The sequence below is a fragment of the Enterococcus sp. AZ120 genome, from assembly GCF_050546165.1.
Lineage (GTDB): Bacteria > Bacillota > Bacilli > Lactobacillales > Enterococcaceae > Enterococcus > Enterococcus faecalis.
On the sequence record NZ_CP172950.1, the window covers coordinates 1155883 to 1180910 of the forward strand.

At 38.2% G+C, this 25028-nt stretch carries 23 protein-coding genes; all 23 read left to right on the forward strand.

Going from position 1 to position 25028, the window contains the following annotated elements; all coding sequences use genetic code 11:
• Positions 1-259 precede the first annotated feature (259 nt).
• The 23 genes from IGJ46_RS05605 to IGJ46_RS05715 all read left to right on the forward strand — a co-directional run bounded on the left by IGJ46_RS05605 (position 260) and on the right by IGJ46_RS05715 (position 24881).
• A complete protein-coding gene (locus IGJ46_RS05605) occupies positions 260-943 on the forward strand; it encodes a helix-turn-helix domain-containing protein (protein WP_218391544.1) in 684 nt (227 codons plus the stop codon).
• A gap of 345 nt (positions 944-1288) precedes the next feature.
• Positions 1289-3931, forward strand: coding sequence for an alanine--tRNA ligase (gene alaS / locus IGJ46_RS05610; RefSeq protein ID WP_002366615.1), 2643 nt, complete (start codon positions 1289-1291; stop codon positions 3929-3931).
• A 202-nt stretch (positions 3932-4133) separates the two neighbouring features.
• A complete protein-coding gene (locus IGJ46_RS05615; protein WP_002360431.1) occupies positions 4134-4850 on the forward strand; it encodes a tRNA (adenine(22)-N(1))-methyltransferase in 717 nt (238 codons plus the stop codon).
• On the forward strand, positions 4834-5952 hold the full coding sequence (locus tag IGJ46_RS05620) for a Nif3-like dinuclear metal center hexameric protein (RefSeq protein ID WP_002357732.1): 1119 nt from the start codon (positions 4834-4836) through the stop codon (positions 5950-5952). Before IGJ46_RS05615 ends, IGJ46_RS05620 begins: the two co-directional genes overlap by 17 nt.
• Positions 5953-5981: 29 nt before the next feature.
• On the forward strand, positions 5982-7211 hold the full coding sequence (pepT, locus tag IGJ46_RS05625) for a peptidase T (protein ID WP_002360428.1): 1230 nt from the start codon (positions 5982-5984) through the stop codon (positions 7209-7211).
• Between the two features lie 145 nt (positions 7212-7356).
• Entirely contained in the window at positions 7357-7623 is a 267-nt protein-coding gene (locus tag IGJ46_RS05630; RefSeq protein WP_002360427.1) for a DUF1294 domain-containing protein, read from the forward strand.
• 19 nt (positions 7624-7642) lie between these two features.
• Positions 7643-8671 (forward strand): lysylphosphatidylglycerol synthase transmembrane domain-containing protein, encoded by a 1029-nt coding sequence (locus IGJ46_RS05635; RefSeq protein WP_002360426.1) that lies wholly within the window; start codon positions 7643-7645, stop codon positions 8669-8671.
• 140 nt (positions 8672-8811) lie between these two features.
• Positions 8812-9387 (forward strand): molybdenum cofactor guanylyltransferase, encoded by a 576-nt coding sequence (gene mobA / locus IGJ46_RS05640; RefSeq protein ID WP_002371211.1) that lies wholly within the window; start codon positions 8812-8814, stop codon positions 9385-9387.
• A gap of 15 nt (positions 9388-9402) precedes the next feature.
• Entirely contained in the window at positions 9403-10227 is an 825-nt protein-coding gene (locus IGJ46_RS05645) for a formate/nitrite transporter family protein (protein WP_002357725.1), read from the forward strand.
• Positions 10217-10798 carry a hypothetical protein gene (locus tag IGJ46_RS05650; RefSeq protein WP_002363879.1) on the forward strand — a complete coding sequence of 194 codons (582 nt, stop codon included), beginning with the start codon at positions 10217-10219 and terminating at the stop codon, positions 10796-10798. Before IGJ46_RS05645 ends, IGJ46_RS05650 begins: the two co-directional genes overlap by 11 nt.
• Positions 10786-11274, forward strand: a complete 489-nt coding sequence (locus tag IGJ46_RS05655; protein WP_002357722.1) for an NAD(P)H-dependent oxidoreductase subunit E — start codon at positions 10786-10788, stop codon at positions 11272-11274. Before IGJ46_RS05650 ends, IGJ46_RS05655 begins: the two co-directional genes overlap by 13 nt.
• Before the next feature lie 11 nt (positions 11275-11285).
• Positions 11286-12584 carry a complex I 51 kDa subunit family protein gene (locus IGJ46_RS05660; protein WP_065536041.1) on the forward strand — a complete coding sequence of 433 codons (1299 nt, stop codon included), beginning with the start codon at positions 11286-11288 and terminating at the stop codon, positions 12582-12584.
• A 2-nt stretch (positions 12585-12586) separates the two neighbouring features.
• Positions 12587-15307, forward strand: a complete 2721-nt coding sequence (gene fdhF, locus IGJ46_RS05665; RefSeq protein ID WP_048737692.1) for a formate dehydrogenase subunit alpha — start codon at positions 12587-12589, stop codon at positions 15305-15307.
• Positions 15308-15324: 17 nt separating this feature from the next.
• The gene (locus IGJ46_RS05670; protein ID WP_002384572.1) at positions 15325-16527 is read left to right on the forward strand and encodes a molybdopterin molybdotransferase MoeA; all 1203 of its coding nucleotides are present in this window, start codon (positions 15325-15327) and stop codon (positions 16525-16527) included.
• Between the two features lie 262 nt (positions 16528-16789).
• On the forward strand, positions 16790-17299 hold the full coding sequence (gene moaC / locus IGJ46_RS05675) for a cyclic pyranopterin monophosphate synthase MoaC (RefSeq protein WP_002369470.1): 510 nt from the start codon (positions 16790-16792) through the stop codon (positions 17297-17299).
• On the forward strand, positions 17296-18270 hold the full coding sequence (moaA, locus tag IGJ46_RS05680; RefSeq protein ID WP_256356969.1) for a GTP 3',8-cyclase MoaA: 975 nt from the start codon (positions 17296-17298) through the stop codon (positions 18268-18270). The genes moaC and moaA overlap by 4 nt, the downstream gene beginning before the upstream one ends.
• 2 nt (positions 18271-18272) lie before the next feature.
• Positions 18273-18707, forward strand: coding sequence for an MOSC domain-containing protein (locus IGJ46_RS05685; protein WP_002357714.1), 435 nt, complete (start codon positions 18273-18275; stop codon positions 18705-18707).
• Entirely contained in the window at positions 18700-19182 is a 483-nt protein-coding gene (locus IGJ46_RS05690) for a MogA/MoaB family molybdenum cofactor biosynthesis protein (RefSeq protein ID WP_002360418.1), read from the forward strand. The genes IGJ46_RS05685 and IGJ46_RS05690 overlap by 8 nt, the downstream gene beginning before the upstream one ends.
• A gap of 3 nt (positions 19183-19185) precedes the next feature.
• On the forward strand, positions 19186-20157 hold the full coding sequence (locus IGJ46_RS05695) for a molybdopterin-binding protein (RefSeq protein WP_002371203.1): 972 nt from the start codon (positions 19186-19188) through the stop codon (positions 20155-20157).
• Positions 20158-20175: 18 nt separating this feature from the next.
• Positions 20176-20976 (forward strand): molybdate ABC transporter substrate-binding protein, encoded by an 801-nt coding sequence (gene modA / locus IGJ46_RS05700; RefSeq protein WP_002357711.1) that lies wholly within the window; start codon positions 20176-20178, stop codon positions 20974-20976.
• Between the two features lie 8 nt (positions 20977-20984).
• Positions 20985-21656 carry a molybdate ABC transporter permease subunit gene (gene modB, locus IGJ46_RS05705; RefSeq protein ID WP_002357709.1) on the forward strand — a complete coding sequence of 224 codons (672 nt, stop codon included), beginning with the start codon at positions 20985-20987 and terminating at the stop codon, positions 21654-21656.
• On the forward strand, positions 21653-22657 hold the full coding sequence (locus tag IGJ46_RS05710; RefSeq protein WP_010709397.1) for an ATP-binding cassette domain-containing protein: 1005 nt from the start codon (positions 21653-21655) through the stop codon (positions 22655-22657). Before modB ends, IGJ46_RS05710 begins: the two co-directional genes overlap by 4 nt.
• Positions 22658-22778: 121 nt before the next feature.
• Entirely contained in the window at positions 22779-24881 is a 2103-nt protein-coding gene (locus IGJ46_RS05715) for a heavy metal translocating P-type ATPase (protein ID WP_169063049.1), read from the forward strand.
• Positions 24882-25028: the final 147 nt, after the last annotated feature.

Here is a 25028-nt window from a genome sequence, read left to right on the forward strand (position 1 = left end):
TAAAAAATCAGCTTTATTAGTTGATATTAAAGGAAATTCATTTTTTTTTACGGAGGATAAAAAAATTTTACACACAAAAAAAATCATTTTCTAATATAATATAAATAACCACCAAAATAAAGAATAAAGGAGCGAAGAGAGATGAAGATAAAAAGGTGTTTATTAACCAATCGATGGAGAAAACACGCGATTTGGTAACGTATTTTGATTGGTGCGTTTAGTTATTGGTAGCAGAAAGAGTTCTAGGAGGAAAGAAGAAATGAGAAGGATTTTGGTATTAACAAAGAACATTTTAGTTGAGCAAACATTTCAGCAGCAATTACAACATTTAAATTATGAAGTCTTTTGTACGAACTGCTGTGAAGAAACTATAGAACATGAGTTAACTTTTTTTAATTATTTTGATGCAATTGTATTAAGCGAAACACTATCTCAGAACGATTGCTTGAGATTATTAGGAAGTGTTTCATCGTTAGAGAAGCCGATTTATCGACGTTCACAATCGATGTGTAATAAACGTGAAGCGGAGATTTGGCAGGAAAGAGGTATTATCCGGTGGTTAGGCCTCAAAGATTCATTGGAAGATATTCGTGAAAAAATTGACACTGTCGATCAAAGTTTTGCCGAAGTCACAGCCGAGCTACTTGATGACCAAGTAAAAAAGATTCGCTTTACAAAAAACGAACAACGCTTTTTAAAAATCTTGTATCAGCATGCCCACGAAGGGTTGGATCGTGATCAAATTTGTCGCTTGCTTTGGCAGAAAGAACCAGATGCTTCTACAAAATCGCAGCTGTCTTTCGTATGTAAACGAGTGAAACAAAAATTTAGTGATGCAGGTATGAACGAAGAGATTATTACAACCTCTTGGGGAAAAGGGTATCAAATAAATGAACAAATTTTGCCTTATTTAGAGCAAACGTTATTTGAAACAGCTCAGTAAGGAAAGATTCCTACGAAAACAATTGACTTTTTAGCAGATCTTTCTTATACTTTTGACTATAAGCTAAAGGATATGAGGAATCTTATTTTGATCACAGAAAGCCGTTCATTGCTGAGAGAAGGGCATCAGATAAATTTACTTGCTCCCTTTAGATGGACTTGATAGAAATATCAACGCGACTCTGCGTTATAGAGCTTAAGAGGTAATGATCCAACATCATTGCAATCAAGGTGGTACCGCGAGCAATCGTCCTTGACTGCAATGGTGTTTTTTGTGTTCACAATCTGCCACTTAAGAGGGTACAAAATATAAATAGTTAATTATTAATAGAAAGTAGGAAAATCAATGAAAGAATTAACAAGTAGTCAAGTTCGCCAAATGTATTTAGACTTCTTTAAGTCTAAAGGACATTCAGTAGAACCAAGCGCTTCTTTAGTACCAGTAAACGATCCAACATTATTATGGATTAACTCTGGTGTTGCAACCTTGAAAAAATATTTTGATGGCTCTGTTGTGCCAGAAAATCCAAGAATTACGAATGCTCAAAAATCTATTCGTACAAATGATATTGAGAATGTTGGGAAAACGGCTCGTCATCATACAATGTTTGAAATGTTAGGGAACTTCTCAATTGGAGATTATTTTAAAAATGAAGCGATTCACTGGGCTTGGGAATTCTTAACTGGTGCTGAATGGCTTGCTTTTGACCCAGAAAAATTATATGTGACTGTTTATCCGAAAGATACAGAAGCAAAACGCATTTGGCGTGATGAAGTTGGTTTATCTGAAGACCATATTATTGATGTAGAAGATAACTTCTGGGATATCGGTGCTGGTCCAAGTGGTCCGGATACGGAAATCTTTTATGATCGCGGCGAAGAATTTTTAGATATTCCAGAAGATGATCCAGAAAATTATCCTGGTGGCGAAAATGAACGCTATTTAGAAATTTGGAACTTAGTGTTCTCTGAATTTAACCATACACCAGAAGATACGTATGAACCATTACCACATAAAAACATTGATACGGGCATGGGCTTGGAACGTGTTGTATCTATCATTCAAGATGCACCAACAAATTTTGAAACTGATTTATTTATGCCAATCATTCATGCGGTAGAAGCTTTAGGAACCAACGTGAAATATGGAGATGCACCACAAACGGATGTTTCCTTTAAAGTGATTGCTGACCATATTCGCGCCTTGTCCTTTGCAATTGGTGATGGTGCGCTTCCTTCAAATGAAGGTCGTGGCTATGTGTTACGTCGTTTATTACGTCGTGCGGTAATGCACGGGAAAAAATTAGGCATTAATGAAGCCTTTTTATACAAATTAGTGCCTGTTGTTGGCGAAATCATGGTAAGCTACTATCCAGAAGTATTACAACAAAAAGACTTCATCGAAAAAGTGGTTCGGACAGAAGAAGAACGTTTCCATGAAACCATCAATGAAGGTTTAAGCATGTTAAATGAGGTTATTAAAGAAGTTAAAGATGCAAAAGGCGATACATTAGATGGAAAAATTATCTTCAAACTTTATGATACTTTTGGCTTCCCCGTAGAATTAACGGAAGAAGTTGCGGAAGATGAAGGCTTGAAAGTCGATCATGCTGGGTTTGAAACAGAAATGGAAGCACAGCGTGAACGCGCTCGTTCTGCCCGCAGTAAAGAAACTTCAATGGGTGTTCAATCTGCTTTATTAACAGATATTAAAGTAGAAAGTAAATTTGTTGGCTATACAGAATTAACACATGATAGTGAATTATTTGTTATTATTCAAGGTGACGCACTAGTAAATGAAGCATCTGCAGGAACAGCCGAATTAATTTTTGCTGAAACACCATTTTATGCTGAAATGGGTGGACAAATTGCTGACCGCGGCTATGTAAAAAATACCGCAGGGGAAGTCGTTGCCAACGTGGTGGATGTGAAAAAAGCACCAAACGGTCAATTTTTACACAAAGTAGAAGTTTTGGCGCCATTAGCAGAAGGTCAAATTTATCAATTGCAAGTGGACGAACGGATGCGGACACGTATTTTGAAAAATCATACGGCAACCCATTTATTGCATCGTGCTTTAAAAGATGTGTTAGGGGAGCATGCCAACCAAGCAGGCTCATTAGTTGCACCAGGACATCTACGTTTTGACTTTACTCATTTTGGGCAAGTTACATCAGAAGAACTAGCGCGGATGGAAGCCATCGTTAACGAAAAAATTTGGGAAGCTATTCCTGTTGTCACAATTGAAACAGATATTGATACAGCGAAAAACATGGGCGCAATGGCGTTATTTGGCGAAAAATATGGCAAAGAAGTCCGTGTAGTTAATATTGGGGATTACTCTATCGAATTATGTGGTGGAACACACGTTGCTAATACAGAAGATATCGGGATTTTCAAAATTGTTTCTGAATCTGGAATTGGTGCAGGAGTACGCCGTATTGAAGCAGTGACGAGTAAAGAAGCGTATCAACTTTTACAAGAAGAAGAACGTCAATTGAAAGAGATTGCTACATTAGTTAAATCACCTCAATTAAAAGAAGTGGTTACGAAAACAGAGCAATTGCAACAACAATTACGTGATCTACAAAAAGAAAACGAACAATTGGCAGGCAAATTAGCGAACCAACAAGCTGGTGACATTTTTAAAGATGTCAAAGACGTCAACGGTGTTCGTTATATTGCCGCTCAAGTCAATGTTAAAGACATGAATCAATTACGCCAATTGGCTGACCAATGGAAACAAAAAGAATTGTCTGATGTACTAGTTCTGGCAACTGCACAAGATGAAAAAGTAAGCTTGTTAGCGGCTATGACAAAAGACATGAACGGAAAAGGCTTAAAAGCCGGTGACTTAATCAAAGCAATTGCGCCAAAAGTTGGCGGTGGCGGCGGTGGTCGTCCTGATATGGCTCAAGCTGGTGGGAAAAATCCAGCAGGGATTGCGGATGCCTTAGCAGAAGTTGAAAACTGGTTGGCAAATGCCTAATTAAAAATGTTTTCCCTATTATTAATATAAGGAGAATGCTCTTTATAGCAATAATGACAGCCCTCTTCAAAGTTATGAAATTGATTTTGAAGGGGGTTCTTTTTTATAAGTGATTACGGAGAGAAAACAGTAGATTGCACGAATGTGTAAGTTTTCATCTTCAATTGACAATGGTATAATAAGCAACGGAGGAATCAAAAATATGAATGAAAATCAATTATCAAAACGTCTCGCAACGGTTGGTGATTTAATCCCTAGAGGAAGTCGCTTAGCAGACATTGGTTCAGACCATGCTTATTTACCAGTTGCTTTAATGTTAGAAAATAAACTGTCTTTTGCTGTGGCTGGGGAAGTGGTAGAAGGACCTTATCAATCTGCCAAAACCCAAGTCAGTAAATCCAATTTGACGGATAAAATTATCGTACGTTTAGCGAACGGGCTAGATGCAATTGAACCTGAAGATCAAATAGACGTCATTAGTATTTGTGGAATGGGCGGCACATTAATCCGAGATATTTTAGAAGCTGGACGCAAAAAAAATCGTTTAACAGGGAAGGAACGCCTTGTTTTACAACCGAATATTGGTGAACCAACTTTACGCCGCTGGTTAATGGCAAACGACTACAGTATTATTGATGAAACAATCGTGGAAGAAAACCGTAAGTTGTATGAAATTATCGTAGCCGAAAAAACAGAGCAATCCGTTTCTTATACGGACCAAGAATTACTATTTGGGCCAGTTTTAATTAAAAAACAAGGACCCGTTTTTACCAAAAAATGGCAACGAGAATTAAAACAGCGCAAAACTGTTCTTGCACAACTAGCAAAAGCAAGTGGAGAACATATTGAAAAACAAGTGAAACTACAGCAAGACCAACAATTAATTGAGGAGGTGCTGGCCAATGGCTGTGAACGGTAAGACATTGATTCGACGCTTCAATGACTATTGTCCCGAGTGGCTAGCTGAAACGGGAGATCCTGTGGGCTTGCACATTGGTACGTTAGATAAACCAATTGAAAATGTGATGGTTACCTTAGATGTTCGTCCTGAGGTCGTTGCAGAAGCAATTGAGAAGCAGGTTGATTTAATTATTGCGAAACACCCACCTATTTTCCGCCCAGTTAAGCGATTAACCACAGATAATTTTCAAGAAAAAATGTACGCTGATTTATTAAAACACGATATTGCTGTTTACGCAGCGCATACTAATATGGATATTATTGACAATGGGCTAAATGATTGGTTTTGTGAATTATTGGGAATTAAACAGACCACCTTTTTAACTAAAACACATACTGTTCCTTATAAAAAATTAGCCGTTTTTGTGCCAATTGATGAAGCTCCGCAAATGAGAGAAGCTTTAGGTCTAGCTGGCGCTGGAGCTCAAGGTGATTATTCTAAAACAAGTTACTCTTTAATTGGAACAGGACGTTTTACACCAACACAAGGAGCAAATCCCACGATTGGCGAAATTGGTCAAGAAAGTGTCGTCCAAGAAGCAAAAATCGAAGTGATTTTCCCTGAAACTAAACAAGAACAAGTTCTTGCAGCTATGTTACAGGCGCATCCTTATGAAGAACCGGCGTATGATGTTTATACCATTGAAAATCAATCAAAAGAATTTGGTTTAGGTCGGGTTGGAGTATTAGACAAGCCTGTGAGACTCTCTGATTTTGTACAGCAAGTCAAGGAAGCTTTCCAATTGGATGGCTTGCGGGTCATTGCAAAAGATGATACTAAAATGATTCAACGGGTAGCCATTTGTGGTGGAAGTGGTGAAAAATTCTATCATGATGCATTACGTAAACAAGCCGATGTCTATATTACTGGTGATGTGTATTATCATACGGCACATGACATGATTGCTGAAGATTTACCAGTTATCGATCCTGGTCATTACATTGAAGCGCTTTGTAAGCCAAAACTTGTGGAATTAATGAATCAATGGAAACAAGAAAATGAGTGGGCTGTATCTATTTTTGAATCAGAAGCGAATACCAACCCATTTCGTTTTAAATAAAAAAATGAAGATTAAAGGAGTGTTCTTTTATGTATGAAAATTTATTACCTCGTTTTTTACGCTATGTGAAAACAGAAACACGCTCAGATGCAACAAGCACAACGACACCATCAACACAAACACAAGTAGCCTTTGCACAAACCTTAAAAAAAGAATTAGAAGAATTAGGGATGAGCGATGTTATTTATAACGAAACGAATGGTTTTGTAATTGCTACGTTACCTAGTAACGTGGAGAAAGACGTTCGTTCAATCGGCTTTATTGCCCATATGGATACGGCTGATTTTAATGCAGTGAATGTTTCTCCGCAAATTGTTGAGAACTATGACGGAGAATCAACGATTCCTTTAGATAAAGAAGGCAAATTCACTTTAAATACGAAAGACTTTCCTAACTTAAAAAATTATCGTGGTGAAACACTTATTACAACCGATGGTACCACTTTATTAGGAGCTGACGATAAATCAGGTATTGCGGAAATAATGACAGCCATGGAATATTTAATTAATCACCCAGAAATTAAACATGGCACCATTCGTGTGGCTTTCGGTCCTGACGAAGAAATTGGTGTAGGTGCCGACAAATTTGATGTCGCTCAATTTAACGTGGATTTTGCTTATACAATGGATGGCGGACCAGTAGGTGAATTACAATTTGAAACGTTTAATGCGGCGCAAGCAGAAATTACAATTCAAGGGAAAAACGTTCATCCAGGAACAGCGAAAAATACAATGATTAATGCGTTACAATTAGGAATTGATTTCCATAATGCCTTACCTGCTGACGAAGTTCCAGAAAAAACAGCAGGTGAAGAAGGCTTTTATCATTTAGCAGCGTTTGCTGGAACGCCAGAAGAAGCTACAATGACGTATATTATTCGCGATCACAATCGCGAGATTTTTGAAGCACGTAAAGCTAAAATTAAAGAAATTCAGCAAACATTGAATGCACCATTTGATGAAGAACGAATCAAAGTTGATTTATTTGATCAATACTATAATATGCGAGAAGTGATTGAAAAAGATATGTCCATTGTCGAAATTGCTAAACAAGCAATGGAAGAATTGTCAATTCAACCAATTATTGAACCTGTTCGCGGTGGAACGGATGGCTCAAAAATTTCTTATTTAGGGATTCCCACACCAAATATCTTTGCTGGTGGCGAAAATATGCATGGCCGTTTTGAATTTGTTTCATTACAAGCCATGGAAAAAGCGACCAATGTGATTATTAAAATTGCTGAATTAAATGCAAAATAAATGAGGCACTCAATAGGAAAGTAAGAAAACGGGCAACCGAGAACTTACTTTCCTGTTGTAGTTTCATGAGTCATTGAAAAATTTTTTGCAATTAGAATCAGAACAAGGTATCCTAGTACAGTAACTAGTTAGGAGGCCAGAAAGAATGCTTCAGTGGATAGTAATCATTTATTTCCTCGTCATTAATTTAGTATTGTTTAGTATGATGGGTTATGATAAAAAACAAGCAAAACGTGGGAACTGGCGTATTCCAGAACGCCGCTTATTGACGATAGGACTTGTCGGTGGCGGTCTAGGTGGGCTAATGGGACAAAAGAAATTTCATCATAAAACCCAAAAACCAGTTTTTGCATTGTGTTATTCAATTGGCGTAATCGCGATGATTAGTTGCATCTATCTAACGTTTAAGTAAGAACAAAAAAGGAGAAGCGATGAAAGGAAAAGTAAAAATTGGCTTAAATATGTTGTTAATGATTATCGTTTTAGGCGTAATCTTTTATGTCATGGATAATTCATTAAGTGATATTTTTGCTCAACTGATGGAAACGAGTTGGCTGGTGCTGATTGCTGTTATTTTTTTTGGAGTAGTTTATCAATTTGCAGAAGGGCGCTCAATCAAGGAAATAGCTCGTTATTTTAACAAAGACTTTACAACAGTGGATGGTTTTTTTACTTCTTGTTATGTAGCATTTTATCGGATTATTTCATTTGGCACGGGAACCTTGCTTTCAGAAATTTATTTTTATAAGAAAAAGGGAATTCCTGTTTCTAAAAGTGTGGGGATAACGGCATTACATATGATTATGTACAAAGCAGCCGTGATTTTTTTAGCAATTATCGGTTTGATTATTCAATTTTCCCTGTTTTATGAAAATGCGCCTAAAATGATTCCATTCATTTTAGCAGGTGTTATTTTAACATTAGTAATAATTGCAGCATTACTTATTTTATCTAGTAGCTTAAAGTTGCAAGTTTTATTGGTTAAGTTTGCCAATCGTTGGTTTAAACGACCAAAACTAAGAGATTGGGTGGATAATTGTAATTTACAAATCTATTCCTTGCGGGCAGCTGTCCAAACAATTACACAAGATCGCTCAGCGTTGCTTCGAATCTTTTCATGGAATGTATTTAAATTATTATTTTGGTACATTATTCCTTACATTGTTTTAGTAGAAAATCACCCGAATATTGATTTATTATTAGTGATGTCCTTTACCAGTTTTGCTGTTATTCTTTCAGGAGTTATTCCAACACCTGCTGGCATTGGTCCATTTGAATTTGTTTACTTATTGTTGTTTAAACCATTGGTCGGCAATGTTGATGCCGTAGCATCTGTTTTACTGTATCGATTTGGTAGCTTTGTGTTACCCTTTTTGATTGGCTTGGTTTATGTCGCCATTGAGAAACGAAAATCATTACGCATTGAGATTGAAGAAATAAAACGTCAAACAGATGAATAAGATAGAACGAGAAAAAGAGTCGCTCTTTTTCTCGTTCTTTTTTTTTAAAAGGAATTGACTTGTACGAGGGATGTCTTATAATAGACTTAATACATGACTAAAAAATATTTTTTTGAACTAATGAAAATTATGGTAAAGGGGTGGCGAAAATTATTGCTGATTGTACAGCAGTGCTGTTATGCGGCGGGAAAAGTTCACGGATGGGATTTGATAAAGCATTATTGAAAATTCAAGGGCAATACGTGATCTTGCAAACAGCTGAAAAGTTAATGGAACTGTTCGAAGAGGTTATTTTAGTAACGAATGATAGTCAAAAATTTCCTAAGGCGTTTAGAAAATGCACAATCATTCAAGATATGTATCTTGGAAAGGGGCCATTAGGTGGGATTGTGACAGCAATGAACTATACTCAGAAAGCTGAAGTGTTTGTAATTGCCTGTGATATACCAACTTTTTCTCCTAAACTTGTGTATCAGTTAGCCTCTAAGCGTGGACAAAATCAAGTAACAATCTTTGACTTTGAAGGTCGTCAAGAACCATTATTTGGCTTTTATCGATGTTCTTGTTTACCAACATTTCAAAAACAGCTTGCGCAAAATAACTATCAGATTCGGCAAGAATTTGAGCGTCTATCTGTAAAAACGGTGCAACTATCAAAAGAGAATCAACTTAAAAATGTCAATCGAAAAGAAGAATTGTCTCAGTGGTATCGATAAAAAGGAGGAATCGTAATGGATTTTTTCAGTAGTGAAGAAATAGTTGCAAGCTTAGGTGATAAGGCAGAAATGAAAGGGAAATTATCGTTTGTTCGACTCTGTATTTTAGGCATCATGGCTGGTTTTTGTATTGCACTGGGTTACTTGGCGTTTATTCGTATCACTGGAACTGCCCCCACAGAATGGGGAAGTTTTAACAACTTTCTGGGTGGAGCTTTATTTCCAGTTGGGTTGATAGCGCTTACTTTTGTTGGTGGTGAGTTAGCAACAGGCAATATGATGGTAATGACATTAGGCGTATTACAGAAAAAGGTTCGAGTGGGCGCTCTTTGTTATAACTGGATAGTTGTTTTATTGACCAATTGTCTAGGCGGATTTCTTGTGGCGTATTTATTTGGCCATATTGTTGGGTTAACTGAAGGTGCGTTTCTGGATAAAACAGTCGCAGTTGCTCAGGCGAAAATTGCTGATCCACCGCTAGTTGCTTTTGTTTCAGGGATTGGCTGTAATATTTTTGTTTGTTTAGCGGTTTATCTCGGAGCGTTGGCAAAATCATATTTAGGTAAAATGTTTGGCTTATGGTTTCCTGTCATGGTTTTCGTTGTTTGTGGGTTTCAACACGTGGTCGCTAATGCATTTATTATTCCAGCGGCAATTTTTTCACAAAGTACCACAATCAGTTGGTGGGATTATTTGCAGAATACATTATGGGTATTTTTAGGCAATGCAGTAGGTGGCAGTCTTTTTATGGCCGTACCATTGATCTTTATGACAAAACCAGCAACTGTCAAACCAAGAGTTGAGAAAACGATTCAGACGGAGGAGCTCTATGGCAATTGAGGTACCAAACATGATTCAAATTGGATCTACTGGTCGGAATAGTGGCAAAACGACATTAGCCGAAGCTCTTATTAAACAGTACCAAGAAGTCTATCCAATTTATGGCTTGAAGATTATTACGATTAGTGGTCAACGAGGGGTGTGTCAACGAGGCACAAAAGGATGCGGAATTTGTACCAGTATTACAGCTGGTTATGAATTAGTAGAAGAGCAAGAGACGATTGGCAATAAAGATACCATGAAATTATTAGCTGCAGGTTGTCAAAAAGTTTTTCTATTGAAAGTTTTTCAAGAAAATTTGGCGGAAGCCATTCAGCAATTTCTGAAAGCTGTGCCGGCCCAAGCATTAATCATTTGTGAATCAAATTCATTACGTAATGTTGTGCAGCCAGGACTATTTCTTATGATGAATAACCAGAATCGCCAAAAAGAATCAGCAAAAAAAGTTATAGATAAAGCCGATTTTTGTTTACTATCTGCTGAAATACCAAAAGAATTGCGTATCTATTATCAAGGAGAACAACTTCAAGTTTCACTAAAAAGGGGGAATAAAAAGGAATGTGTGCATTAAGCTTAATTGAAAAAGAAGCGATTATTCTAGAAAACGATGCTGATCCACAACGAATTTTAAATATTTTAATTGAATTACAATTTGCTTCAGAAGAAGGGTATATCGATCAGGAGACAGCTCAATTAGTTGCAGAGCATCTACATTTAACGGAAGCGCGAGTCTATGAAATCGTCAGTTTTTATGCCATTTTAAAGACGGAACCGCAAGCGAAGTATGTCTTGAAGATTTGTAACAGCACACCGTGTCATTATACTGGTGGGGCGATGGTTGCCGAAGTTTTAGAAACCATTTTAGAAGTGCCAGAGAATCAGCCGACACCAGATGGCTTATTTATGTATCACAGTATTCCTTGTATCGGGGCTTGTGATTTAGGTCCAGTAATTAAAATTAAGGACACCGTTTTTAGTCAACTAACAGAAGAGAAAATTTATCAATTAATTCAACATTTACAAAATGATTGCTATGAAGGACTGTAGGAGGTGAGTCAATGCTTAAGAGAAACCAACCAATGTTATTAGAGAGAATGGGAAAAATGCAATCTGCGACCGATGTTGCTGAATATTGTAAATACGATGGATTTGATGGTTTAAAAAGAGCAATTTCACTATCGGATGAAGAAATTTTAAACGAACTGGATGTTGCTCACTTAAGAGGTCGCGGTGGAGCAGCCTATCCTTTAGGAAAAAAATGGCGCCATCTTTATCATGCAAAAGGAACCACAAAGTACATTGTTTGTAATGCTGATGAAGGCGAACCAGGGACCTTTAAGGATAAAGTACTTTTATCTGAAGATCCATTGAGTGTGATTGAAGGAATGATCATTGCTGGCTATTTATTTTCAGCAAAAGCAGGTTATATTTATATGAGAGGAGAATATCGCAGAATCCAAAAAACATTTCAAGAAGCACTGGATAATGCACGACAAGCTGGCTTTTTAGGGGAAAACATTTTAGGAATTGAAGGATTCAATTATGATATTACGATTATTTCTGGTGCTGGCGCCTATATTTGTGGGGAAAATTCAGCACTTTTAAATTCAATTGAAGGAAAAACGGGGCGGCCGCGTGTCAAACCACCACACTTAGCAGATGTTGGTTTATATTTGCAACCAACATTAGTAAATAATGTTGAATCATTTGCAAGTGTTCCTGTAATTTTACGAGAAGGTGGACAAGCCTTTTTAGAGATGGGTACTGCCGATGGTGGCGGCACAAAGCTAATTTGTTTGTCTGGACATATTAAAAGTCGGGGCTTATACGAGGTCAACCTTGGAACACCATTAGAAGAAATAATTTATGGCGAGCAATACGGCGGAGGCTCTGCAACTGGTCGACCATTAAAATTTATTCACTTCGGTGGACAATCAGGTCCAATTGGTGCTGTCGCAACGTTAAGGGATTGTTTGTATTCTTACGAAGATTTATGGGCGCATGATTTATCTGTCGGCTCTGGCGCAATTGTAGTAATGGATGATTCAGTCAATGTTGTGGACTATTTAGTACACGTGGCGGCCTTTTTTGCTCATGAGTCCTGTGGTAAATGCACCCCTTGCCGATTGGGAACAACTAGGATTTTGGAATTATTGAGTAAATTTAATCGGAACGAGGCAACAGCTAGTGATTTGCCGCGATTGGAAAAGATGCTCACGCATGTCACGCGATTATCAGCTTGTGGTTTGGGCCAATCCGTCGCAAATCCAATGAAGAGTGCATTGGCTTTGTTTCCAGAAGAATTTGAAACGACTGCTGAAACAGAAATCTATGCCACCAGCAAAGGAGGTTGGTAAAAATGAAAACAAAGTTGCATACGCAAACAGTTACGTTGTCTATTGATAACCAAGAAGTAACTGTGCCTAAAGGGACTACTATTCTCGAAGCAGCGAAAGGGCTAGGTGTTGAAATTCCAACGCTCTGTCATTTAAAGGAATTAGCACCTGATGGTTCTTGTCGGATGTGCGTGGTTGAGGTGGAAGGCGGTCGACGTGGAGGCTTAACAACTGCTTGTACGGCACATTGTCAAGAGGACATGGTTGTGTCAACACATTCTGAAAAAGTTGCTGATTCCAGACGTTTTATTCTTGATTTATTATTGAGTAATCATAAATTAGAATGTTTTTCTTGTGGAAAAAACGGGGATTGTCAATTACAACAATATGCGCTAGATTATGGGATTGATGCCACTAGCTTTACCGAGGGAAAAAGAATGCCTTGCCATCAAGAAGATACCAGTAATCCATTTTTCTCTTATGATCCAGAAAAGTGTATCATGTGTCGTCGTTGTGCCCGTGTCTGTCAATTGCGGCAGGGAAGAGATGTACTTAGTATTGCTAATCGTGGCTTTGAAACAAAAATGATGCCAAGTTATGGGCAGGCGTTTGATCAATCTATCTGTGAATCATGTGGCAATTGTGTCTCTTCCTGTCCTACAGGTGCGTTAACAGCAAAAGATACAAAAGAGTACCGCAAATGGGAAACCCAGAAAATTCCTACAACTTGTCCGCATTGTGGGACAGGCTGTCAGATGAATTTACTCGTTAAAAATAATCGTTTGGTGGGTGTTGAACCCCTGGATGGACCAGCTAATAAAAATTTACTTTGTGTGAAAGGAAAATTTGCTTCATATAAATTTGTTGGGTCAGGAGATCGCTTAACGGAGCCATTAATTAAACGGAATGGAATTTTTGAACCTGCTTCTTGGGAAGAAGCCTTAACGCTTGTTTCGTCAAAATTTAACGAAATTAAAGCAGAAAACGGTCCGGATGCTCTTGCTGGTTTTTCGTGCTCTAGAGCGACAAATGAAGATAATTATGTCTTTCAAAAAATGGTGCGTGCTGCTTTTGGTACCAATAATGTTGATAACTGTGCCCGTGTTTGTCATTCGGCTTCGGTCCATGGTTTAGCCCAAACCTTAGGCTCTGGTGCGATGACTAATCCTATTGCTGATATCACTGAAGATGTCGACATGATTTTATTAGTAGGTTCCAATCCAGAAGAAGCTCATCCAGTTATTGGTGCGCAAATTCGCCAAGCCATCCAAAGAGGAACGCAAGTTGTTGTTGTTGATCCGCGGAAAATTAACTTAGTGAAGGATAGTGCGCTGCATTTACAAGTTCAGGCGGGAACGAATGTCGCATTTGCTAATGGCATGATGCATGTAATTTTGAAAGAAGGTTTAGCAGATCGCCATTTTATTGAAGAACGGACAGAAGGATTTTTAGATTTAGAAAAAATGGTGGCTGATTATACGCCGGAAAAAGTCGCAGAAATTTGTCATATTCATCCAGAAGATTTAATTCAAGCAGCACGCATGTATGCAAAAGCAGAGAAAGCACCAATCATTTATTGTTTAGGCGTAACGGAACATTCGACAGGAACTGAGGGTGTTATGAGTATGTCTAATTTGGCAATGTTGGTTGGTAAAGTTGGAAAACCAGGCTGTGGTGTCAATCCTTTGCGAGGTCAAAATAATGTTCAAGGTGCTTGCGATATGGGCTGTATGCCTTATGATTTCCCAGGCTATCAAAAAGTCAATAATCCAGAAGTGATCGACAAATTTGAAAAAGCTTGGCATGTGCCGTTAAATCGAAACACAGGTTTAACTTCTACTAAAGTCTTACCAGCAGCAACGGCAGGAAGCGTCAAAGGCCTTTATATTTTTGGAGAAGATCCAATTGTTACGGATCCAGACACAGGACATGTTCGTCAAGCTTTAGAAAGTTTAGACTTTTTAGTTGTTCAAGAATTATTTATGACCGAAACGGCTGCTTATGCAGATGTCGTTTTACCAGGCATCAGTTATGCAGAAAAAGACGGGACATTTACAAATACAGAACGGCGCGTGCAAAGAGTCCGTAAAGCTGTTGAACCAAGAGGACAAGCGCGAGAAGACTATGAAATTTTTTGTGAAGTCATGACACGAATGGGCTATCCTTGTGCGTATGAATCTGCAAAAGAAATTATGGAAGAAATTTCAGCTGTGACGCCTTCGTTTGGTGGAATTAATTATGAACGATTAGAGAAGGAGAGCTTACAATGGCCTTGTCGTAGCTTGACAGATCCAGGTACACCGATTATGCATGTGGGCAGTTTTGCTCGTGGGAAAGGTTTATTTAAAGCAATTCCGTATAAGCAAGCACAAGAATTACCAGATGAAGAGTACCCGTATTTAATGTCGACAGGCCGAATGCTTTACCATTACAATACCCGAGCAATGACAGGACGAACGGAAGGGATTAACCAAATAGCGAATCACTCTTATATTGAGATAAATGCAGTCGATGCACAAGCTCTGGGAATCCAAGAAGGTGACAAAGTTGAAGTTCATTCTCGACGTGGCAAAATTGAAACCTATGCGGCTGTCGGAAATCGAGTATTTCCGCAAGAAGTCTTTATGACATTCCACTTTCCAGATGGGAATGTTAACGAAATCACCAATGCTGTATTTGATGATATCGCCACAATTCCTGAATATAAAGTTTGTGCCGTTGCGATTAAACCAGTGAATAAATAAAAAAGGATGGTTAAAACATGATCGAGTTGGAAGAAGCACGAGAGAAAATGACCCAACATATGAAGAGTCAATGTGAAACAGAAGAAGTGGCGCTGCTTGATTCCTTGGGACGGATTAGCGGAGAAACCATTTTTGCAGAGACAGCGATTCCTCATTTTCCTCGTGCCGGGATGGATGGGTATGCCGTTCGGGCAGTAGAAACACGAGGTGCGACTGCTGAAAGCCCAAGTTGTTTAAAAGTCGTCGGTTCTTTAGTGGCAGGGGATTCCATGTTTTATTGTAATCAGACGAATAACTGTGCGATTAAAATAACAACAGGTGCTTTTATTCCAACCGATTTTGATGCTGTAGTGCCACAAGAATGGACGGATTTTGGGCAAGACCATGTTAAAATTTTTCGCTCTGTCACTGCGGGCCAAAACTATGCGGAAATTGGAGAAGATATTGCTTTTCAGCAAAAAATTTTAGCAAAACATCAACAGATTAATAGTCGCATGATTGGTTTGTTGGCAATGCAAGGGATTGATAAAGTTGTTGTTTTGAAGCGCATGAAAGTGGGGATTTTAGCGACGGGTAGTGAGTTAGTTTCTTTGGAAGAACCACTGTCAGTTGGGAAAATTTATAATAGTAATCTCTACATGTTAGCAGCTTTTGTCAAAGCGAGTGGCAATGAAGTAATCCACCTAGACCATTGTTCAGATGACCCTGAAGAATTAGCGAAGAGGCTGATTGAGATTTCACCAAAACTTGATTTATTAATTACTTGTGGTGGTGTTTCGGTAGGTGAAAAGGACAATTTACCTTTAGCGATTAAACGTATCGGAGGAACAGAGTTGTTTCATTTTGTAAATATGAAACCTGGAACCCCAGTTATGGGAAGTCAATTTCAAGAAACACTCATTTTAAGCGTTTCAGGCAATCCGTTTGCGGCAATGGTTAATTTACATCTTTTTTACTGGACATTATTAGCTACTTTTTTTAATTGTGTCGAGTTAAATCTAAAGGAACGAACAGTAATTTTAGCGCATGAATTAGCCCCCAGTAGACTACGTCGATTTTACCGAGCGAAAGAAATAGATGGCACAGTAAATTTAGTGACAAAAAGTCATCTTTCATCCAATTTATCAAATACTTTAGAAACAAATTGCCTGCTAGAACAACCAGCTGGTGTACTACTCAAAAAAGGCGCGCTTGTAAAAGTCTATTATTGGCAAACTTGATGACAACCTGACCTAAGATTAGTATGAAAGTAAGCCATCAGTCGAGTCGACTGGTGGCTTATTGCTTATCAAGTTTTAAGACTTAGACAAAAGTCTGGTCAGGCTAAGCGAAGCACGTAATTTTTGTCGCTTAACTTTTTTAACTTCGATTTCTCGCTAAAAAAAATTATGGATGCCAGATTGTTTTTTTGATGCAAGAGTGATACACTTGAAAAAGAAGTATTGTGTAAACGTTAACAAATGTCAAATGTGAGGTGGAGAAATGGTTCAAAGTAAGGAATTTACGCACTTGAATACACAAGGAGAAGTGCATATGGTTGATATTTCGGAAAAAAATGACACTCAAAGAACAGCCCTCGCTTATGGAGAAATTCACATGTTGGAAGCGACAGCAGAAGCGATCCAGACCCAAATGATTAAAAAAGGTGAAGTATTACAGGTAGCAAGAGTCGCTGGGATTACCGCCGCAAAACGAACGTTTGAATGGATTCCTTTGTGTCATTTGGTTGCTTTGACAAAGTGTGAAATTCAGTTTGATTGGCGCAATCAAACTTGTTTAGAAGTACGTTGCTTTACAAAAACAGTGGGTTCAACTGGCGTTGAAATGGAAGCGCTAACAGGTGTGCAGGCAGCACTCTTAACAATTTATGACATGTGTAAAGCAATTGATCGAGGAATGACAATGACAAACATTGGTTTATTAGAGAAAAATGGTGGACGTAGTGGTCATTTCATTCGTTCTTCAATTAAATCAAAGGAAAGTGATGAGTGAACAGCATGAAAGATGCATTTAACCGTGAAATTGATTATGTTCGTTTGTCTTTAACAGATCGTTGTGACTTACGTTGCACGTATTGCATGCCAGCAACAGGTCTTTGCTTTTTAAAAAAAGAGCAGCTTCTAACAGATGATGAGATTATTTTTTTATTGAGGATACTAGCGAAAGAAGGCATCAAAAAAGTTAAATTAACAGGTGGTGAACCGCTTGTTAGACCGAATTTACTCTCTTTAATTAAAAGGATAAAGCAAATCTCAGGAATCGAAAAAGTAACCTTAACGACTAATGGCATGAAGTTAGCTCGTGAGGCTCAAGGATTAAAAGAGGCGGGCTTGGACGGCATTAATATTAGCTTAGACACTTTGGATCCAGAAGAATTTCGTGAAATAACAAGAGTTGGTCAGTTAAGGAATGTTCTGGCGGGCTTAGAACAAGCGATTGATGTGGGACTACCTAATATCAAAATTAATACTGTAGCTAGGAAAGAGCTAAGTGAAGCAACAATTGTAGAACTGGCTGAAATCGCTAAGAAAGAGACTGTGCATCTTCGTTTCATTGAAATGATGCCAATTGGATTAGGGAAGGAGCATCCAGGTAAGCAACAAGAAGAAGTAGAAGCCATTTTAACCAAATATTATGGAACGTTACAACCATACCAAAAACCATTGGGCAATGGCCCTGCTAGTTATTACGCCTTAAAAGATTTTAAAGGGAAAATAGGTTTTATTAGTGCATTAGGGCATTGTTTTTGCGAGACGTGCAATCGAATCCGAATTACTGCAGACGGCCATTTAAAAACGTGCCTGCATTCTGCAGACGGCTACTCGTTAAAGGAAGCTTTAGCTATGGAACAAATAGCAGAATTGTTAGGGATTATCAAGAGTGGCATTGCCTGTAAGCCTGAAAAACATCTTTTCTTGGAACAACAAGGAGAACAACGATTTATGTCACAAATAGGAGGGTAAGTATGAAAACAGGAGAAATTATTGCAATAAATATTAGCCCGCGAAGAGGCACTCAGAAAAAGGAAATTCCTGAAGTCAACTTAATTAAAGGTTTCGGATTAGAAAATGATGCGCACGGCGGTAATTGGCATCGACAAGTCAGTTTGTTATCTTTTGAAGAAATAACGGCTTTCAATGAAAAAGGAGCTCGGGTTGGCAATGGTGCTTTCGGGGAAAATATTATCGTCTCAGGGATTGATTTACGTCAATTACCTGTTGGAACGAAAATGAAAATAGGCGATTCCGAATTGGTGGTTACTCAAATTGGGAAAGAGTGCCATAAACACTGTCAGATTTACGCGCGAGTGGGCGATTGCATCATGCCTAGAGAAGGGATTTTTGCAGTTGTTGTGACAGAAGGTCATATTAAAAAAGGAGACCAGTTAGACGTTGTTTAAAGTGGGCATTGTAACATTAAGTGATCGTTGCTTTCAAGGACTTGCTGTCGATCAATCGGGTCCCTTGATTCGTGAACAGTTACCTGTGCTCTACCAGGTAACGAAACAAACCATTTTACCAGATGAAGAAAATCAATTAGTAGAGCTATTGCAAGAGTGGTCTAAGACCTGTGATTTGATTTTAACAACAGGCGGCACAGGATTGAGTGAACGGGATCGGACCCCAGAAGCAACCTTACGTGTAGCAGAACGAGTCATTCCTGGAATCAGTGAGGGCTTGCGTCAACTTAGCTTGGAAAAAACACCATTTGCTATGTTAAGTCGAGGCGTTTCTGTTCAAAGAGGACGCACGCTCATTGTTAATTTGCCTGGTAGCCCGAAAAGTGTAACAGAACATTTGCATTTTTTGTTGCCTGTTTTGCCCCACGCTTTGGATTTAATCACAAATAAAAAAATCATACATGATGAGGAATAAACCATGAAAACAATTCGAACAGAAGAGGCAGTTGGCCTTCCGTTGAGTCATGATATTACGCGAATTGACTATGGAAAGACCAAGGAAGTGTGTTTTAAAAAAGGACATATAGTTGTTCAAGAAGATATTCCAATTCTTTTATCATTAGGGAAAAAACATCTGTTTGTTTCCTTGGATCCAGCAGAAATACATGAAGAAGAGGCAGCGACATTTTTGTATAACCTGTTAACAGATGACTCATGTCAGCCGAGTGAAGTCCATGAAGGAAAAATTGTTGCTAAAGCTAGCACGAGAGGTCTTTTAAAAGTCAATCGAGAAAAATTAATTGCTTTAAATGAAATTGAAGGTCTCGCCTTGTCAACTAAAGTTACCAATATAGAAGTTCAGAAAGATGAAAAAGTTGCAGCCTTTCGAGTAATTCCACTAACAATTTCTAAAAGCCAATTAGAAAAGGCACGCCAGCTCAGCACGTCTGAGCCACTAATCTCTGTGAAACCTTTCAAAAAAATACGGGTCGGGATTGTAACTACTGGCAGTGAAGTTTACACAGGATTGGTTGAGGATGCTTTTTACCCTGTGTTAAAAGCCAAGTTCTCCGCGTATCCTTTAGTTACGATTGTCAAGCAAGAAATTGTCGATGATCAGCCGCAAAAAATTACTGTTGCGATCAAAAAGATGTTAGCACAAGGGCTTGATCTGATTGTTTGTACAGGTGGTATGAGTGTAGATCCTGATGATTTGACCCCGTTAGCAATTAAGCAGACAGGTGCTGAAATCGTAACCCATGGGACACCAGTCTTACCAGGCTCAATGTTTTTGCTAGCTTATAAAGGAGAGCAAACGATCATTGGCTTACCAGGTGGTGTTTTATTTTCAGAAAAAACTGTTTTTGATTTGTTATTACCAAGATTAATGGCCAAAGAAGTGATAAAAAAATCTGAAATTATTGACTTGAGTTATGGCGGGTATTTATAAAAGAAAAGAGGCGTTCAAATGTCTAAACAAAAAAAGACTGTGTTCTTGCTTAGTTTATTCAGTTTAGTTGCCCTAATTGCTGCATGTACAAATCAGCCGCAAAAAGAAACAGTTTCAACAAAAAAAGAAGAAATAACCCTTGCGGCAGCAGCTAGCTTAGAATCAGTCATGGAGAAGAAAATTATTCCAGCCTTTGAAAAAGAGCATCCAGATATTCAGGTAACTGGAACCTATGATAGTTCTGGAAAATTACAGATGCAAATTGAAAAAGGCCTAAAAGCCGATGTATTTTTCTCGGCTTCGACAAAACAAATGAATGCATTGGTTGCAGAAAAACTAATTAATAAGAAAAGTGTCGTTCCTTTATTGGAAAACCAGCTCGTTCTTATTGTGCCTAACCAAGATCAAGCAAAGTGGCATGATTTTTCTGATTTAAAAAAGGCCCAAATGATAGCAATTGGTGATCCTGCAAGTGTTCCAGCTGGTCAATATGCCGAAGAAGGCTTAAAAGCTTTAGGCGCTTGGTCTTATGTAGAAAAACACGCAAGCTTTGGCACGAATGTAACAGAAGTCCTTGAATGGGTGGCTAATGCAAGTGCAGAAGCTGGCTTGGTTTATGCGACAGATGCAGCAACCAATTCAAAAGTAGCGATTGTTGCGGCCATGCCTGAAGCTGCTTTGAAAAAGCCAATTATCTATCCAGTTGGTAAAGTTGCCGCCTCTAAGAAACAAAAATCAGCAGATGCTTTTTTAAATTTTTTACAGAGTCAACAATGCAGAAAATATTTTGAAAATATTGGCTTTAAGTTAACAAAGTAGGTGGGAAAATGGATGTTCGACCAATTCTTTTATCTTTTCAGACAGCAATAATCGCCATTTTATTTACTTTTGTTTTAGGAACAGGCGTTGCGTATATTGTTTTTCGTTTGAAAAATCGTAAATTAAAAATTCTTTTGAATAGTTTATTTACGTTGCCATTAGTTTTACCGCCGACTGTTTTTGGCTTTTTTCTCTTAACTATTTTTGGTGTTCAGCAACCAGTGGGCCAGTTTTTACTTGATTTTTTTGCCATTCAAGTTGTTTTTTCGTGGCCAGCTACGGTTATTGCTGCCGTTGCTGTTTCATTTCCTTTAATGTATCGTTCAGCCTTAACGGCGTTTGAACAAATGGATAGTGAATTGTTGGCGGTAGCCCAGACACTCGGGTTTTCGGAAAGTCGATATTTTAGAAAAATTGCGTTACCTTTATCGATGAACGGTCTCTTGGCCGGTGGCGTGTTAGCTTTTGCCCGCGGGTTAGGTGAATTTGGAGCGACGACAATGTTAGCAGGGAATATTGCTGGTAAAACAAGAACGCTTCCTTTAGCTATCTACTCTGCTGTAGCAAGTGGGGATTGGCGCTTAGCCAATCAATATGTTGTGATTATGTTATTACTTTGCCTGATTATTTTATTTTTTACGGAATTTTTTAGTCAGCGCGCTTGGAGAAGATCGGAATGAGATTAATTGTTGATATTCAAAAAGAATTGAAAAGTCATACTTTGCAAATTCAGTTTGAAACAAAGACTCAAACAACAGGAATTTTAGGTGCTTCTGGTTGTGGCAAGAGTATGTTATTAAAATGTATTGCGGGTGTTGAGACTGCGGATAAAGGTCAGATTGTTTTAAATGATCAAGTCTTATTCGATGCTGAACAAAAGATCAATTTGTCGCCGCAACAACGAAAAATTGGTCTTTTGTTTCAACAGTATGCGTTGTTTCCTCATTTGTCGGTAGTAGAAAATCTGACGTGCGTGACAAAAGATTTACAATTGGTCACTCAATTGCTTGCATCTTTTCACTTAACTAAAGTCCAACAACAATATCCTAGTCAACTTTCTGGAGGACAAAGACAGCGAGTGGCTTTTGCGCGAATGCTAGCGGCTCAGCCGGCTTACCTGTTATTAGATGAGCCATTTTCCGCATTAGATGCACCCTTAAAGGAAGAGCTGCAAATTGAACTTCAACAGCGATTAAGTAATTTAAATCAACATGCCTTAATTGTGAGTCATAGTTTAGATGAACTGTATAAGTTATGTCAGAGTTTAGTGATAATCACAAAAAACCAAACACTTTTTGGTGCAACAAATCAATTATTTAACCAACCTCAAACGATTGAAGCAGCTAAACTCACTGGTTGTAAAAATATTTGGCCTGTCAAACGCATAGATGCGCACAGAGTCCAAGTGATTGGCTGGCAACAAACACTAACGGTTACACAAGAAGTTCCTATTTCTTGTCATTCTATTGGAATTCGGGCCCATGATTTCACAACAGAACCGCAGGCAACCAATCAGATCGAAGTGCATCACTTACAAACATTGTCAGCACCTTTTGAACAAAGTGCTTGGTTTCAACACCAACAAACCAAAATTTGGTGGAAAGGGAGCAATAGACTCAATCCGAAAGTTATTACTCAGTTATCCATTCCACCTACAGCAATTATGCCATTATGTCTATAAAATAGAAAAAGATTACGTGAAGCGGTTGACATATGATTGCATCTTCATTTATAATAGATTCATGAAAGGTTGTTCATGTAAACGGAATAATCGCTATTATATAGGGAGTGAAGGTGTTTAAATGCAAAAGAGTTATAAACTAGAAGGACTTGATTGTGCAAGTTGTGCAGACAAAATTGAAAAATCTGTCCAAAAAATTCACGGAGTAGAAAAAGCGCGTGTGGACTTCATGGCTGAAAAGATGACACTGGAAGTTGAATCAGGACATGATTTAGAAGTCGAAAATGAAGCGCGTGCAGTGATTGGTAAGTTAGAACCAGATGTCAAAGTTATTTCTTTAAAAGATGTCAAAGAAGAAGAGGGACGTAATCCAAATAAGAATCGCTTAATTCGTATCATTATTGCATTTGTTTTATTTTTAGCACTTATTATCATTAAGCCAAGTAATAATTGGGTTGCTTTGGCGTCTTATTTAGTCGTTTATGTCTTAATTGGTGGCGACATTGTCAAACGAGCGGTAACGAATATTTTTCGTGGGGAAGTGTTTGATGAAAATTTCTTAATGTCTGTGGCAACGATCGGGGCATTCTTTATTGGGGAATATCCCGAAGCTGTGGCAGTAATGTTGTTCTACCAGGTCGGCGAATGGTTCCAAAGTGCTGCGGTTGATCAATCCAGAAAATCAATTGCCAAATTAATGGATATTCGTCCAGATTCAGCAAATCTTTTAGTAAATGGACAAATAAAAGCGGTCGCTCCAGATACAATTGAAATTGGACAACAAATATTAGTGAAACCAGGTGAAAAAGTTCCATTAGATGGTCAAATTATTGATGGATCAAGTATGGTAGATACCTCTGCGTTGACTGGTGAATCCGTTCCAAGAACGGTCAAAGTCGGCGATGAAATCTTAGGTGGTTTTATTAATAAAAATGGGGCCTTGACCATTAATGTTACGAAAAAATTTGGGGATTCAACAGTTAGCAAAATTTTAGATTTAGTTGAAAATGCTAGCAGTAAAAAAGCCCCTGCAGAAAACTTTATTTCTAAATTTGCTCGTTACTATACACCAGTTGTCGTTGTTTTAGCTATCCTATTGGCAGTGATTCCACCATTTATTTTCCCTGATACTTCTATTAATGAATGGGTTTATCGGGCATTAACGTTCTTGGTTATTTCTTGTCCATGTGCCTTAGTCATTTCTGTTCCTTTAAGTTTCTTCGGTGGAATTGGCGGAGCCAGCAAGCTAGGTGTTTTAATTAAAGGAAGTAACTATTTAGAAATTTTAGCGAATACGGAAACGATTGTTTTTGATAAAACTGGTACGCTAACAAAAGGAAATTTTGTGGTTCAAAACATAACTAGTGTTGTCTTACCCGAAGAAGAGTTGTTGCGTTTAACAGCAACAGCAGAACAATTATCCACTCATCCAATTGCTATTTCTATTAAAGAAAGCTATGGCAAAGAAACTGTTCCAGCAACAGCAATTGAAGAGGTTGCCGGACACGGTATCAAAGCCACAATTGAAGGCAAAACAGTTTTAGTCGGTAATGCGAAGTTAATGAGACAATTTGGTATCGAAGCACCAGAAGTGAAGGAAGCGGGAACTTTAATTTTTGTCGCTATTGATAATCAATTTGCGGGCTACTTAGTGATTGCGGATCAATTGAAACCAGACGCCATTTCAGCAATAAAAGAATTAAAAGCTGAAGGGGTCAAACAAACTGTTATGCTGACTGGAGACAATCAACAAGTTGCAGAAGCTATTGCAAAAGAAGTTGGTGTTGACAAAGTTTATGCAGAACTTTTACCAGATGGCAAAGTGGATCGTTTAGAAGAGTTGTTAAAAGCATCTTCACCTAAAAACAAAGTTGCCTTTGTTGGTGACGGCATGAATGATGCACCTGTTTTAGCCCGGGCTGATGTTGGGATTGCCATGGGTGGTTTAGGAAGTGACGCGGCAATTGAAGCTGCTGATGTGGTGATTATGAATGATGAACCAAGTCGTATCGCCTCTGCGATTAAATTATCAAGAAAAACATTGAGAATTGTTAAACAAAACATTATCTTTGCGATTGCTGTTAAAATCATTGTTTTGGTACTAGGTGCATTAGGCTTGGCTTCAATGCAAGCAGCAGTGTTTGCTGATGTTGGTGTAACTATTATCGCTGTTTTAAATGCTATGCGTTGTTTACGTGTAGAAAAGATGAAAGATAATAACTAAGCCTTAAAAAGTACAGCTGAAACAAACATTTTTAGCTGATTATCAGAGTTTGAGCGTGGGACAAAAATCATTTTGACTTTTTGTTCCACGCTTTTACTCCTACACAATTTCTATTCGTTCTTAAATTGCCAGAGTTCTTGTAAAGAA